Below are 13,670 nucleotides of genomic sequence, written 5' to 3' on the forward strand. Positions count from 1 at the left end.
CTGGTTCCAAAGAGAGACGCAAACTCAAAATGAATCTGCATTTTCCCTGAGTTCCGTTGTATAATAACCCATTATGAGCAACGGAAAATCCTTCACGGCGGCTGCGGTGCAGGCAGCTCCCGTTTTTCTCGACAGAAAGGGCACGGTCGACAAGGTCCTCAGGCTTATAAAGGAAACAGCGGGAAACGGGGCTGAACTCGTGGTTTTCCCCGAGGCCTTCATACCCACCTATCCCTACTGGCCGAAGGATCTCGGGTTCGGGGCCGAGAAAAAGCTCACCATGGACGCCCACGTCGAGCTACACAGAAACTCGGTCGAGGTTCCCGGGGAGGACACCAAAAGAATCGGCAATGCGGCGAAGCGGGCCAAGACCTGCGTCGTAATAGGGGTTAACGAAAAAGAGGGAGGAACCCTCTACAACACCATACTCTACTTCGGCAAGGACGGTTCCCTTCTCGGAAGGCACAGAAAGCTGATGTCGATTGACAGCGAGAAATGCGTATGGGCGAACGGAACCGCCGAGGACGTGAGGGTGTTTGACACCGAAATCGGGAAAATAGGGGGACTTTTCTGCTACGAGCACCACATGACCCTTGAGAAGTACGCGATGTTCACCAAGGGGGAGCAGGTGCACGTGGGTCTCTGGGGAGGACACTCGTTCGTTAAGGACACGATGGATTTCGCGAGCCGACAGTACGCGTTTGAGGGACAGGTGTTCGTCATAATCTCAGCCGGCTTCATAGAAGAGGATATGATTCCCGACTCCTTTCCCCTGAAGGAGCATACGATCTGGGATTACCCCGGGGGAAGCGGCATAATAAACCCCAGGGGACAGTACATAATCGGCCCCGTATACGGAAAGGAAGAGATTCTCTACGCGGAGATCGAGCTTGACCAGATAATAAGGGCAAAGACCGTAATAGACTCCGTGGGGCATTTCTCAAGGCCGGACATATTCCGATTCGAGATAATGGAGTGATGTTGCTTCGGGCAATCCGCCTTTATTTATTCAGTGATGTCCCATTCCCTGCCGACAGGCAAGGTCAAGTCCACACCCGGTGAGATAGTTACAGTACCCTTTAACGAACCGGAAATACGTGAGAAAAAACTGGATTCAGCCTCATCTTTAGGCTCGACCCGAGCGGGTTGTTTTTCTCCGTTCTCAGGTGACAGCTTGTGTCCAGACATTTCGGTAACTCCTTTACATGGTTAGTTTCTAATGAATTACGACTTAGCAAACGAAATCAGGGAATCATAGATACCAGAGTCAGCCTCACGCAGTGCCGCAATATAGCGTTCGCGGACATCTTCAGACGCAGTGAGGTCGGCACCACCGCCCCATGTGAGTTTTTCACCACCATATTTGGCAACTATTACATCGGCAAGCAAGCGCGCGTGTCGGCCGTTGCCGTTCGGAAAAAGGTGAATTTTCACTAACCGGTGATGAAAAATAACGGCCAGTTCAGCAACACCGTAGGTATTGTGTTCCAGCCAATAAGCGGCATCGTCCAGCAACTTGCGAAATTCGGTCTGGATGAGGGAATAGTTGACGCCGATGTTTTTGTCGGATTTTCGGTACTGACCTGCCCATTTCCAGACACGACCGAACATGCGCTTATGAAGGTTCAGGATAAATTTCTCCGAAAAAATATTCTGTTTCGATGCCAAAACAGATTTCCGCATTACCCATCTCCGGGCTTCAAGAATATTTTCCCGCTCGAAACGGTCCAGATCTTCACGCATTAATATGGTGGGAACGAGATGTTCCTTCTCTTCCTCGCTAAGCGGGGTCTGGCCCTCTGTATAACGATACTGAACCATTTCAGTCCCACAGACTGATGGCAGGGTTGCGCACCAACTCATCAGCGATTTGGGCGGTTTTCTCCTGCCTGTCGCCTACATCCTGCGCTTCAAGCATCATGCTGTGGTCCACAGGATCAACGATATCACGAGCCTTTCTGAGCGCCTGCTTGCGCACGATGTTCCGCAAGGAGCCATCATTTGGAACAAAAACATAAACGAGCCTGCAATCCAATGCTTCAGCCGCCTTGCGAAGCGACCTAAGTGTAATCGCATCATTGATCTCGTTTTTCTCCAAACGAGCGGCGGATTGCTGTGTGATTCCTATACGTTCCGCCATCTGACGAACGCTCATGCCAAGCGAGGTGCGGACAGCACGAATCCAACCGCCAGAGGGACGGTCGCAAACATTCACTCTGGAAAGGTGGTCATCCAGCGTCTGCAATTGCATATACTTAAATTTGTTTGTCATATCACAGCCTATATTCTGTAAGTAAAACCAATGTTAACAGGATAAAAGCTGTAAGTCAAGGATAAAATTACAGAATATAATCTGTGACTAGATTTAGGCTTGATTTCCCAAAGCCCTTCGACAATAACGCTGAAAAGAATATAGAAGTGGCCAAATTTCTATATTTGCAGATATGTTCTGCTTGCTAAATCCCATTTTTTACAGAAACCAAAATTGTCAAAGACGAAAAGCTGGCTGGGGCACTAGGATTCGAACCTAGACTAGCGGATCCAGAGTCCGCTGTACTGCCGTTATACGATGCCCCAGAATGCGGAGAAAAGATTATTGACTCTAAACTCCGCGGTGTCAAACCAAAGCAAACTCCCGCGGCCGGGGTTGATTACCGGCTGACATCTGATAAATTAAGCGGATACGGAGGTGGCGCCCGCAAAGGCCGCGCGGCGTTTCTGGCCAATGGACGAACCGAGCCCGGAAATCCTCGAGACTTTCGAGAACAAAAACCCGGAGAGGGATTACGAAATCGAGATATCGTGTCCCGAGTTCACCTGCGTTTGCCCGAAAACGGGGCAGCCGGACTTTGCGACCATCACAATAAAGTACGTACCCGACAGGCTCTGCGTGGAACTTAAGTCCCTTAAGCTCTACATGTTCTCCTACAGGAACACGGGCGAGTTCCACGAGCACGTGACGAACAGGATCCTTAACGATTTCGTCTCCGCGTGCGATCCGAGGTCGGTCGAGGTGACGGGCGACTTCAACGTCCGCGGCGGAATAAAGACGGTAGTACGGGCCTCACACAGAAAAGACGCCTGAACTTCCCGGGCCCAAGACAGCATGTACGTAAAAACCCAGGTAATAATCACTGGAACGCTAATATTCCTTATAATTCTGGTCGCGATTTTCGCGCCCGCCCTCTCCCCCTACGAGTACGACCAGACGAATTTCGCAAACGCGCTTCGCGCCCCCGATTCCGTGCACCTCATGGGAACGGACCAGGAGGGACGCGATCTTCTGAGCAGGGTAATCCACGGTTCGAGGATATCGATCGCGGTCGCCGTGGGGACCGCCGCGATGGCCCTTGTCATCGGAACGGTCCTCGGGGCCGTCTCGGGATACGCCGGGGGGAAAACGGACGAGCTGATAATGCGCACGGTCGACGTGTTCTACGCCGTCCCGGATCTTCTGCTGATAGTCCTTCTCACTCTCGTTATCGGAACGGGGGTTACGGGCATCGTAATATCGCTCGGAGTGATATCGTGGATGAGGGTCGCCAGGATAGTGAGGGGAAGCGTGCTTCAGATAAAGTCGTTTGAGTACGTTGAGTCCGCAAGGGCGCTCGGGGCCTCGCCGCGTATCATTCTCGCAAGGCACATACTTCCTAACACGCTAAGTCCCCTCATAGTCACCGTCACGTTTTCGGTCCCTTACGCAATCCTCACCGAATCCACGCTCAGCTTTCTCGGCCTTGGTATATCTCCGCCTGAGGCGAGCTGGGGCACGCTTGCGAGCACCGGGTGGCAGGGAATAAGGACCTTCCCCCACCTTATAGTGTTTCCAAGCATCGCGATTTTCATAACGGCGCTTTCCTTTAATCTCTTCGGGGAAGGCATAAGAGACCTTCTGGCCACGGAGAACTCAAGGTGATGGATCCGAGAAAAGCAGCTCTCAGCGTCTTTCTCCTTGCCCTGCTTCTCCTCGCCGCCGCGGCCGAGGGCGCGCGCGCCAACCACGTCGACTGCGAAAAAGTCCTGCAATCCACCGAGAAAACCCTCGAGGCGCGGTTTCTCAAGGTTCACTGCCACGCCCGGGAGCGGCAGCACGCCGAGGTGCACGGGGCTCTCGCCGAGATAAAGGATAAGCTCATCTTTATAGAGGATTATCTGCTTTACTACGAAGCGGAGGCAGCTTTAGGCCTCGGGCAGAAGGAGAGGGCAGAGGCGCTTTTCCTGAAGATACTGAAACACCACCCGGACTCGGCGATCGGCCATGACGCCCGTGAGCGGCTTGCTGAAATCCACCTCGAGAACGATCGCCACGCGGAGGCGGAAAAAACATACTCCCATCTTGCCCAGCGGACCGACAGCAGGTGGAAAAAAGCCGTTTACCTGAAAAACCTCGGCGAAATAAAGGAGAGACAGGGAGACTTCCCCGCGGCCTCCGAGATATTCGAGAGGATATGGGCAGAGCACCCGGAGGTAAGCTTCTCGGATTACGCATTCGAGCTTCACAAGAAAAACGGAAAAGTCTTTACCCCTTCGCCGCAGCAGTTTGAAAAAAGAGGGGACGTCATGTTCGAGGCCGGCAACTGGGAGGGGGCGCTTGAGGCCTTCTCCGGAGCGCCGCGAACAAACGCGGTAAGAACGAAAACCGGCATCTGCCTCTACAGGCTTTCCAGGTTTCCCGAAGCCCTGAAGGTATTCTCGGGGATCGATTCCCCGAAGGCCTTTTACTGGAGGGGCGTGACTCTCATGAGCATGGAGAAAGAAGAGGAGGCCATAGGCGTTTTCGAGAGACTCCACAGGCTAAACCCCAAAAGCTCCTGGACGTCCAAGTCGCTTCTTAAGGCTGCGAGGCTTCGCCACCTGCGCAACGAGCCTGAAGAGGCCCACCGGCTCTACCGCCTCGTTATCGAGAAATACCCCGGAAGGGAAGAGGCCCAGGAAAGCGCGTGGAACATCGGGTGGATGCACTACAGCAAAAAGGAGTACGCAAAGGCCGCCGAGGCTTTCTCCGACCGCGCCTGGGCGAGGGGGAGGGACCGGGAGCGCTTTCTTTACTGGTACGCTAGGGCGTCCGAGCGGGCGGGAGACAAGCCCGGGGCGCTGTTCGCGCTCGGAGATCTCGCCGAGTCCCCGAAAATCACCTACTACTCGGCTCTTGCGAAGATGAGGCTCGGGGAAAACATGCTCCCCACCCCGCCTCCCGCCGCTGCCTGGTCGGGGGACCCTTTCGGGAAAAATCCCGCGCTTAAAAAATTTCTTTTCTTCGCCAAGGCCGGGGTATATGATCTTGCCCTCAGGGAAGCCGAGCTTCTTCGGCCCCGGGCGAAAACGCGCGCGCAGCGCCTTTACCTCGCCTCTCTTTACCTGCAGGCACAGGACTACAAAACCTCAATAACCCTGGCAAACGGCGTCAGGTCCCCCGAGGCGCTCCGCCTCTCCTTCCCTAAGGGCTTCGAGGAGCGGGTGAAAGTTTTTTCGCGCAAATACACGCTTGACGAGTTCCTGGTCTACTCCGTCATAAGGGAAGAAAGCCATTTCGACAAGGAGGCGGTTTCGGTTTCCGACGCCAGGGGGCTCATGCAGCTTCTTCCCTCGACGGCTCTTGAGACGGCACCCAAGGCGGGTCTTAGCAATTTCCAGGCTTCCCAGCTTTTCTCTCCCGATATAAACCTTGAACTGGGATGCTATTACCTGAGCTGGCTGCTTGAGATCTTCGAGGGCAACTTCGCCTTAAGCCTGGCCGGCTATAACGGCGGCCCCACAAGCGCCAAGACGTGGTATGAGAAAAACGATGCGCTCGATATTGACGAATTCATAGAGGAAATCCCCTTTGAGCAGTCAAGGAACTACGTAAAGAAAATCATAAGGAGCTACGTCGCTTACGAGGCGGTCTACGGAAGGGAGAAAGATCAGTTCTCAAGGCAGAGCTTCGAGAAGTTCCTCAAGATCATGAGCCCGTAGTCAGAACTTTTTTCAGGGTGGAACTGAAAGGCGGAAAGATTCCCCGATATGACTCCCGCCTCGAACTCACCCCCGTAATCGGAAAGCAGAACGCCGACGCCGGGATCGTCCGAAACCACGTGGTAGGAGTGAACGAAGTAAAACCAGCTTTGCTGCGGTATCCCTTCGAGTATGCGGGCTTGCTCGGGCGCGCTCACCCTGTTCCAGCCCATGTGGGGCACCTTCAGTTTCTTTTCCTCGACACGGAACCGAACGACCTTCCCTTTAAGAATCCCAAGGCCCTCTTCTCCGGGAGCTTCCTCGCTTGATTCGAACAGAACCTGAAAGCCGAGGCATATGCCCAGAAAGGGCCGCCCGCTTTCGATAAAATCCTTTATTGGCCCGGTCATTGAGCGCTCGCGAAGGTTCCTCACGCAGTCGCCGAAAGCCCCGACCCCGGGAACCACGAGGCCGCTTGAGCCCTCTATGTCGCCCGGATCCTCGGTAACGCGGACCTCTATACCCTGGGAGGTAAAGCTCTTCTCGACGCTTCTCAGATTCCCCATCCCGTAATCCACGATGGAAATCACTAGAGCGTCCCCTTGGTCGAGGGAATATCGTTGCGGCGCCCGTCAAGCGCCGAGGCTACATCCATGGATCTTCCCAGAGCCTTGAACATGGCCTCTATTATGTGGTGCAGGTTCGTTCCGTGGCGAAACTCGATGTGCAGGTTGCAGCGAAGCGAGTTCGTGAGGGACTTGAAGAACTCCTCTGCAAGCTCCGAGTCAAAGTCCCCGACCTTGCCCGCGGGAATCTCTCCCTTGAAAACGAAGCAGGGCCTGTCGCTCAGGTCAACCGCCACAACAACAAGCGCGTCGTCAAAAGGGATTACGGCGTGCCCGTACCTGGTGATTCCCCTCTTGTCTCCCAGGGCTTCTGAGAAAGCTTCCCCGAGCGCTATCCCGACATCCTCCACGGTGTGGTGGAAATCAACGTCGATGTCCCCTTCGGCCTTGACCGTGAGGTCGAAGTAGCCGTGCTTTGCGAGCTGGCTCAGCATGTGGTCGAAAAACGGCACCCCTGTAGAGATATCGAATTTCCCGGTTCCGTCGAGATCAAGCTCGACGCTGGCGCTGACTTCGGATGTTTCTCTTTTTAAAACGGCTTTGCGGGTCATTGTTAGACTGGGCTCCTTTCTTCGCGGCGTAGCGGCTAGTTTCCGCTAATCATTCTATATACAGGCATCTTTTATTGTCAATAAACCCGAGACAACTTGCACGAGGCGGGTTCTCCGTTTTATCCCAACTGTGGAATTGCGCTTCCCCTTGATTTTCACCCTACGGAAATGCGCTTTGCCTTAATCTTCCGTTCCGGTTCCTGCGATCAGGCAAGGTCGAAGGCCTGTTGCATGCCAAGCCAAGTTCTCGGAGTTGAACCGAACGCCTTTGACAACCGGCAGGCCATCTCAACGGAAACGGATGCCTTTGCGTTGACAAGATTGGAAAGTGTCTTGTGCGTGACTCCCAAAATTTCAGCGCACTCGGTAATCGACAGATTCAGTGGTTTCATGCAATCCTCGCGCACTATGATGCCCGGATGCACTGGATTTTTCATTGCTATAATTCCTCTTCTTCAATCATAATATTGAACATTAATAGTAATCCAAGCAATTGACATCCCCAACCCGCAATTTTTTCTGTTTTTCAAGCTGTGCTTTTATTGTATAGAATAGTGCGTGGTTGGAGGCCCGCCACAGCGAGGTAGCAGTTTTGAAATTCATATTGGTTCCCGTAAAAGATCTTTCAAGGGCAAACGAAAGACTTGCCTCGGTGCTCAGCAACAAGCAGAGAACCGAGCTTGCCTACGTAATGCTGGAAGACGTGTTCTCCGCGGTCGGCGAATCGAAGCTCGCCGACAACAAAGTCGTTGTTACGCTCGACAGGAAGGCGGAGAAAATGGCCCTTGAGGAGGGGTTTGACGTAATAAGGGAGGAGAGCCAGCTCGGGGAGAGCTCTTCGGTTGATCTTGCGATCCAGGTCTGCAGAAAAATGGGCGCGAAATCCGTGCTCGTAATCCCGGGCGACGCCCCTTTAATAACCGGCGAGGACCTCGACTCCGTCCTTGAGAAAGAGAAGAAAGGCAAGTCCGTGATCCTCGTTCCCTCAGAAGATGAGCTCGGCACAAACGCCATACTGAGAAAACCTCCCGACAGCATACCCTCGATGTTCGGAAACGACAGCTTCAGGAAACACAGGGAGGAGGCCGAGCGCAGATACGTGCCCTGCGACGTCTACAGAAACTTCAATATCAGCATCGACATCGACGAGCCCGGGGACATAGAGACTTTCTCCCACCACGGCTCCCACACCAAGACCTACAGAAAACTTCTGGAACTGGGATTAATAAAGGAAGAAGCGGGAAAAAACGGGGCGGCGGCCGGCTGATTTGGACAGAGCCGGGGTCACGACAATTTCCCCTGAACCCTCGCGTCCGTGCGTTGAATCCTCACGGAGTTCCGGTATAATTTCCTGCTTTTCGAATTACCTTTTTTTCCGGGGGCGGCGTAGCTCAGGGGTAGAGCGGGGCTCTCATAAGGCCTGTGTCGGTGGTTCGAACCCACCCGTCGCCACTTCCCCGCTACTCTTCTTCTTCGAAATCCAAAGAGGCGGAATTTATGCAGTACCTAAGCCCTGTGGGCTTGGGGCCGTCGGGGAAAACATGTCCCAAGTGGGCGTCGCACTTTGAGCAGAGAACCTCGGTTCTCGTCATCCCGTGGGAATGATCGGACTTCTCCGCCACGTTCTCCCGCGAGACGGGCTCCCAGAAGCTCGGCCATCCCGTGCCGGAATCGAACTTCTCTGAGAAACGGAAAAGCTTCTGCCCGCAGCACACGCAGGTGTACATCCCCTTTTCGTGATGGTCGTGGTACTTTCCGGTAAAGGCCCTCTCGGTGCCCTTCTTCCTCGTAACAAGAAACTCCTCGGGGGAGAGCTCCTCCTGCCACTGCTCGTCCGTCTTCTTCATCTTCTCAGACATTGTCTGCTCACTCCCTGAGATCCCTCTTTGAATCCCGGGCCTCCCTCAAAAGAACTGTCAGATTTTCTACATTACCGGAGGCGACGGCTTTTTCAATTTCCCCGAGCTTTCCCGCGAAGCTGCGGATGGCATCCAGCAGCGCCTCGCGGTTCTCGATGAAAATACCGGCCCACATCTCGGGGGAGCTGCCGGCGATTCTGGTGAAGTCGGCAAGGCCCCCGCCCGAAAAATCAAAAAGATTTCTGTCTCCTCCCCTCGAAGCCACCGCACTCACAAGCGAGTAGGCGACCGCGTGGGGAAGATGGCTTACGAGCGAAAAGACCTCATCATGGGATTCGGGATCCATCTCGACCACCTCGCTTCCAACGAGTGAAAAAAGCGCCCTCACCGTGGAGAGAGCTTCGGGGCTGGTGCTTTCCGTGGGAGTGACAATGCATCTTTTCCCTGAGAAAAGACCGGGATCAGACTCCGTGACGCCGGATGTTTCCCTCCCCGCGATGGGATGGGCCCCGACAAAGCGGATATTCCGGGGGCCCTTTTCCATTTCCCTCACCACAGAAGCCTTCACGCTTCCCACGTCGCAGACCACCGTGTCGGGGGAAACGAATCCGGAAACTTCCCCGGCCACCTGCGCTATGGTGTCGACGTAGGTCGCGACGACAACTATTTCCGACCCCGACATGCCGGGGCCGATTTCAGAAGCGCCCGTGTCCGTGATCCCGTTTTCAAGGGCGAAGCGGAGTGACTCAGTGTCCCGCTCGACCCCGAAGACTTCCCCGACTTCCCCCGATTCGCGAAGGGCCGCCGCGAGGGAACCTCCTATAAGGCCGAGACCTACCACCGCCACTTTTTCAAAAGTCATCTTCTGAGAATTCTCCCAAGCGATTCAATGAATTTTTCGTTTTCGCTGTCGAGGCCGAAACTTACCCTCAGGTGCGTTTTAAGTCCGTAGCCGCCCACCGGCCTCGTTATCACCCCGTCGCGAAGAAGCGCCTCGTAAACCGGCATCGGATCCCTCTCGAGATCCACGAGAAGGAAATTCGTATGAGACTCAGTGTACCTGACCCCAAGTTCGCCCAGCTTCTCGCGCAGATACTCCTTTGCCGTGCGGTTAAGCTTCCTTGAGCGGGCGACGTGTCTATCGTCGTCAAGCGCTGCGCAGGCCGCCGCCTGCGCGGCCGAGTTCACGTTAAACGGCTCCCTTACCCGGTCCATGTAGGAAACCGCCTCTTTTGACGCAACCCCGTAGCCGACCCTGAGCCCCGCAAGACCGTAAATCTTGGAGAAGGTCCTCACCGTCACGAGCGATTCGCGTACCGAGTGGTAGCGAAGCGTGTCCGGATACTCGGGGTCGTCCACGTACTCGAAATAGGCTTCGTCCACGAGTATCAGCACGTTCTCGGGAACCCGCTCGAGGAACCACTCGAACTCATCCCTTCTCACTATCGTCCCGGTGGGGTTGTTCGGATTCGCGATGTAGATGATCTTCGTTTTCTCGGTCACCAGGGAAAGCATGTCCTCGAGGTCGTGCGTGAGATCCGGCATCCGGGAGACGACGTGCGAGCACCCGAGCGACTGTGTGACGATCGGGTAGACGATAAACGCGTGGCGTCCGTAGATGGCCTCGTCCCCGGGCTCGAGAAAGGTTCTTGCGACGATCTCTATCACCTCGTTCGAGCCGTTGCCGATTACTATCGTGTCCTCGGGAACCCCGAGCTTCTCGGAAAGTTTCCGGCGGAGCTCAAAGCAACACCCGTCGGGATAAAGGTTTACCTTCGAGACGTGTTCTGAAAGCGCTTCTTTTGCAAGCGGGGAGGGGCCGAGGGGGTTTTCGTTCGAAGCCATCTTGGCCGCGCCCCGGATTCCGAGTTCCCGCTCGAGCTCCTCGATCGGCTTTCCCGGAATATAGGGAATAAGGTTCTTTACGCTTGCTCTTGGTTCCATGGGGGGTTCGTCCGCCAAGCCCGCCCGCCGTCAGCCCGGCACTTCGGCGGGATAGGATCCCAGCACTTTGAGGAAAACGCAGTTGGCTTCCACCCTCTCGAGGGCCTCCTTTACAGCCTCCTCTTCGCGGTGTCCCGAGAAGTCGGCGAAAAACACGTACTCCCACTGCCCGTCGCGCGAGGGTCTGGACTCGATTTTGGTGAGGTTTATGCCGGATTCGGAAAAGGGGAGGAAAAACGTCGCGTGAAGCGCTCCCGGCTCATCCTTGACGGAAAAGGCGATCGAAGTCTTGTCCTCTCCGCTCGGGGGAGGTTTCTCCCTTCCCACCACCACGAACCGGGTCGTGTTGCGCGGGCTGTCCTCTATGTAGCTCTGTATCGTCTTCAGGTTGTATATCGACCCTGAGAACTCGCTTGCGATCGCGGCGACGCTCTCGTCCCTCGCGGCTATTTTCGCCGCCGCCGCGGTGCTCGGGGTCTCAAGAAGCGCGACGCCGTAGAGGTTCGAGGCAATCCATTTCCTGCACTGCCCGAGGGCGTGGGGATGCGAGGCCACAGTCCTTATTTTACTGGCGTCCCCGTCAATGGAGAGCAGGAAGTGTTCAATACGCTCGAAACACTCGGACGAGACGTCAAGGTCCCACCGGACGAGCATGTCTAGCACGTCCCCCACCGAGCCCTCAACCGAATTCTCGACGGGTACTATGCCGAAATCGGCCCTCTGGCTGTGCACCTCCTCGAACACATCCTCGAGGCTGTTTACGGGAAAAAACTCCGAGGCGGCACCGAACTTCCGAAACGCCGCCTGGTTTGAGAAGCTGCCCGCGGGTCCGAGGTAGGCGACTTTCTCCTGGTGCTGAAGGGACCTGCAGCGCGATATTATCTCCCTGAAAATAAGAAGGACGTCCTCGTCGGAGAGGGGGCCGGTGTTGGTTTCCGCTATCTTGCCCTCCACCTCGCTTTCCCTGCTCCGGTCGTAAATTCCCAAAAGATCCTTTTTCTTGAGTGCGCTTACCTCTATCGCAAGCTCGGCCCGCTTGTTTATAAGTTCAAGCAGCTCGGAGTCAATGGCGTCTATTTTTTTTCTTACGTCGGAAAGTTCTTTTTTGGAGTCCATTATCCAGTCTTAAGGAGAATATTTTTGAGAAGGATAGCGAGGGGGTAGGGCAAAGTCAAATAGCCCGCGAGGGGGTAAAAACGGGACTCTTAACTGCCCCCGTTCCCCTTTAAAATCCTGGGCTCCGCAAGCGTTCCCCGGATTCTTCCGGAGAAGCTGCCGTCTCCGCGGGAACCAAGAAAACTGCCGACAAGAGCAAGCTTCACATCCTCTGGAGAAGGCCTGAATGTAACGGAGAGATCAAGGGCGGCCCCCTTTCTTAAGCGAAGCGGAGACGGGGCTTTTCCCTCCGCCTGCAGGGAGAGCTGCGGGTTCGTGAGGGAAAGCTTCTCGACCCGCGATTCAAAGCGGTTGGCGGTGCCGCGAAGCACGACGCTCAGGTTCCTGTACTCCTCCCCCACCTCAAACCCCTGCACCTTGTCTATGGCAACCGAAAGAGAAGGAGAGGACACCAGGTATTCCATCTTCGATATCCCTCCGCTTTCCCCCTCCCCGATAAGCTTTATGGTTCCGTCCATCTTCCCGCTAAGAGATACCCCTCCGTCTCCCAGAAAAAGACGTGAAACGGTCGAGGATTCGACGGAATTTATGTCCACCTCCGCGCTTGTGACGCTTTTTTTCTTCATGTTCTGTGAAACCTTGCCGTCTATCTTCCCGCCGTAGGCATCAACGGAGAAGGAAATCTTGGTGTCGTCGGAGAAAATAACGGACAGAAGCCCGGCGCTCACCCTGGCCCTGTCAATCACAAGCGGCTCCCTTTCCCCGAGGATCACTCGGATGTCCCTGAGCTCAATCGAGGAAAGACCCTTCAGGTCCGCATCCCCTATCAGAACCGGAACCGGGGAATTGCTCTGTATCTCGAAGATGATCCTTCTTTCGACCGAGTCCCTTGGAAACCCCAGAAGAAGAAAAAGAAGAAAAAACGCGAAGAAAACTCCGATGTAGAGACGGACGGAGATTTTCTCCGGCATTTTGATTCTGGTCTTTATCTTCATCTTTTCTCCGCTCACGATTCACTGAAAGAAAAAGTGGATAGTCGGAACGAAACGTCAGTCAGGTTGGGGTTGTCGAACCTGGTTTTTATCCTAAGGTCCGAGACCTTGAGTATGGTCTTGCTTCTCTGAAAGGTATAGAGAACGTTGAACACCCTTGGGACGGGCACCTTGTTTATCTTGACCAGGACCGCTCTTTCCCGGTTTATCCCTTTCCCCCTGACCGACGGGTTTGTTCCCTTTATGGAAAATGAGCGGGGGTCTATGCCGTTTCTTACGAGCGCTTTCTCCGCAACCGAAATAAGCGCATCCCTCTCCTCTTTCATCGAACCGCTAAACTCGGCCAGGAGATCCCTGGAGTAGCGGTACTCCTCCTTAATGGACCTCATCTCGCTTAGCTGCAGTCTCACCTGGCTTACCTCGCTTTTTACCTCGGAACCCCCGGGGAAAACCGCCCTGTAGGCGGAAAAGAGTATGAAAACGGCAAGGGCTGCGGCAGCTATCTTGAGGGCGCGGATATCCCTCGCGGAGAATTGTCCCCTGTCTATGAGCTCCCTTACCCTTCGCGCCAAGGGTTCGGCTCTTCCCAGAACCGCCGAGAGAAGGGATTTGAGTCCCTGCACCAGTCTTTGCACCAGCTCCTTCATT

At 54.9% G+C, this 13,670-nt stretch carries 16 protein-coding genes and 2 tRNA genes; 6 read left to right on the plus strand and 12 right to left on the minus strand.

Annotation, left to right across the window (positions count from 1 at the left end):
- Positions 1-73 precede the first annotated feature (73 nt).
- On the plus strand, positions 74-979 hold the full coding sequence (locus tag OXG75_01995) for a carbon-nitrogen hydrolase family protein (protein MCY3624763.1): 906 nt from the start codon (positions 74-76) through the stop codon (positions 977-979).
- Between the two features lie 245 nt (positions 980-1,224).
- Here OXG75_01995 and OXG75_02000 read toward each other — a convergent pair whose 3' ends face one another.
- The 3 genes from OXG75_02000 to OXG75_02010 form a co-directional block, all read right to left on the minus strand.
- On the minus strand, positions 1,225-1,821 hold the full coding sequence (locus OXG75_02000) for a mobile mystery protein B (GenBank protein MCY3624764.1): 597 nt from the start codon (positions 1,819-1,821) through the stop codon (positions 1,225-1,227).
- Between the two features lies 1 nt (position 1,822).
- Positions 1,823-2,272: a mobile mystery protein A gene (locus OXG75_02005; protein ID MCY3624765.1), complete on the minus strand. Its 450-nt coding sequence runs from the start codon at positions 2,270-2,272 to the stop codon at positions 1,823-1,825.
- Positions 2,273-2,503: 231 nt separating this feature from the next.
- Positions 2,504-2,577: transfer RNA gene (locus tag OXG75_02010), tRNA-Gln, on the minus strand.
- Positions 2,578-2,725: 148 nt separating this feature from the next.
- On the opposite strand from OXG75_02010, the gene queF reads away from it, so the two are divergent.
- From queF to OXG75_02025, 3 genes are read left to right on the plus strand one after another with little or no spacing between them, the layout of a single operon-like run.
- Complete coding sequence (queF, locus tag OXG75_02015; GenBank protein ID MCY3624766.1) at positions 2,726-3,085, plus strand: preQ(1) synthase; 360 nt, start codon at positions 2,726-2,728, stop codon at positions 3,083-3,085.
- A gap of 21 nt (positions 3,086-3,106) precedes the next feature.
- Positions 3,107-3,916 (plus strand): ABC transporter permease, encoded by an 810-nt coding sequence (locus OXG75_02020; protein ID MCY3624767.1) that lies wholly within the window; start codon positions 3,107-3,109, stop codon positions 3,914-3,916.
- A complete protein-coding gene (locus OXG75_02025; protein MCY3624768.1) occupies positions 3,916-5,955 on the plus strand; it encodes a transglycosylase SLT domain-containing protein in 2,040 nt (679 codons plus the stop codon). Before OXG75_02020 ends, OXG75_02025 begins: the two co-directional genes overlap by 1 nt.
- Here OXG75_02025 and hisH read toward each other — a convergent pair.
- The 3 genes from hisH to OXG75_02040 form a co-directional block, all read right to left on the minus strand.
- On the minus strand, positions 5,904-6,524 hold the full coding sequence (hisH, locus tag OXG75_02030; protein MCY3624769.1) for an imidazole glycerol phosphate synthase subunit HisH: 621 nt from the start codon (positions 6,522-6,524) through the stop codon (positions 5,904-5,906). The two genes, OXG75_02025 and hisH, sit on opposite strands and share 52 nt — an antisense overlap.
- Positions 6,524-7,111 (minus strand): imidazoleglycerol-phosphate dehydratase HisB, encoded by a 588-nt coding sequence (gene hisB / locus OXG75_02035; protein MCY3624770.1) that lies wholly within the window; start codon positions 7,109-7,111, stop codon positions 6,524-6,526. Before hisB ends, hisH begins: the two co-directional genes overlap by 1 nt.
- A 206-nt stretch (positions 7,112-7,317) precedes the next feature.
- Entirely contained in the window at positions 7,318-7,548 is a 231-nt protein-coding gene (locus OXG75_02040; GenBank protein MCY3624771.1) for a HigA family addiction module antitoxin, read from the minus strand.
- Positions 7,549-7,703: 155 nt separating this feature from the next.
- Between OXG75_02040 and cofC the strand changes: the two genes are divergently transcribed.
- A complete protein-coding gene (cofC, locus tag OXG75_02045; GenBank protein MCY3624772.1) occupies positions 7,704-8,378 on the plus strand; it encodes a 2-phospho-L-lactate guanylyltransferase in 675 nt (224 codons plus the stop codon).
- Positions 8,379-8,491: 113 nt separating this feature from the next.
- Positions 8,492-8,563, plus strand: a tRNA-Met gene (locus tag OXG75_02050).
- An 8-nt stretch (positions 8,564-8,571) separates the two neighbouring features.
- Here OXG75_02050 and msrB read toward each other — a convergent pair.
- From msrB to OXG75_02080, 6 genes are all read right to left on the minus strand, one after another.
- Positions 8,572-8,970, minus strand: a complete 399-nt coding sequence (gene msrB / locus OXG75_02055) for a peptide-methionine (R)-S-oxide reductase MsrB (GenBank protein ID MCY3624773.1) — start codon at positions 8,968-8,970, stop codon at positions 8,572-8,574.
- A gap of 7 nt (positions 8,971-8,977) precedes the next feature.
- Complete coding sequence (locus tag OXG75_02060) at positions 8,978-9,832, minus strand: prephenate dehydrogenase/arogenate dehydrogenase family protein (GenBank protein ID MCY3624774.1); 855 nt, start codon at positions 9,830-9,832, stop codon at positions 8,978-8,980.
- A complete protein-coding gene (gene hisC / locus OXG75_02065) occupies positions 9,829-10,914 on the minus strand; it encodes a histidinol-phosphate transaminase (protein MCY3624775.1) in 1,086 nt (361 codons plus the stop codon). The genes OXG75_02060 and hisC overlap by 4 nt, the downstream gene beginning before the upstream one ends.
- Positions 10,915-10,944: 30 nt before the next feature.
- Complete coding sequence (pheA, locus tag OXG75_02070) at positions 10,945-12,030, minus strand: prephenate dehydratase (protein MCY3624776.1); 1,086 nt, start codon at positions 12,028-12,030, stop codon at positions 10,945-10,947.
- Positions 12,031-12,119: 89 nt separating this feature from the next.
- A complete protein-coding gene (gene gspN / locus OXG75_02075; protein ID MCY3624777.1) occupies positions 12,120-13,025 on the minus strand; it encodes a type II secretion system protein GspN in 906 nt (301 codons plus the stop codon).
- A gap of 11 nt (positions 13,026-13,036) precedes the next feature.
- A complete protein-coding gene (locus tag OXG75_02080) occupies positions 13,037-13,669 on the minus strand; it encodes a hypothetical protein (protein ID MCY3624778.1) in 633 nt (210 codons plus the stop codon).
- Position 13,670 lies beyond the last annotated feature (1 nt).

It is taken from the genome of Candidatus Dadabacteria bacterium (assembly GCA_026705445.1).
Lineage (GTDB): Bacteria > Desulfobacterota_D > UBA1144 > Nemesobacterales > Nemesobacteraceae > Nemesobacter.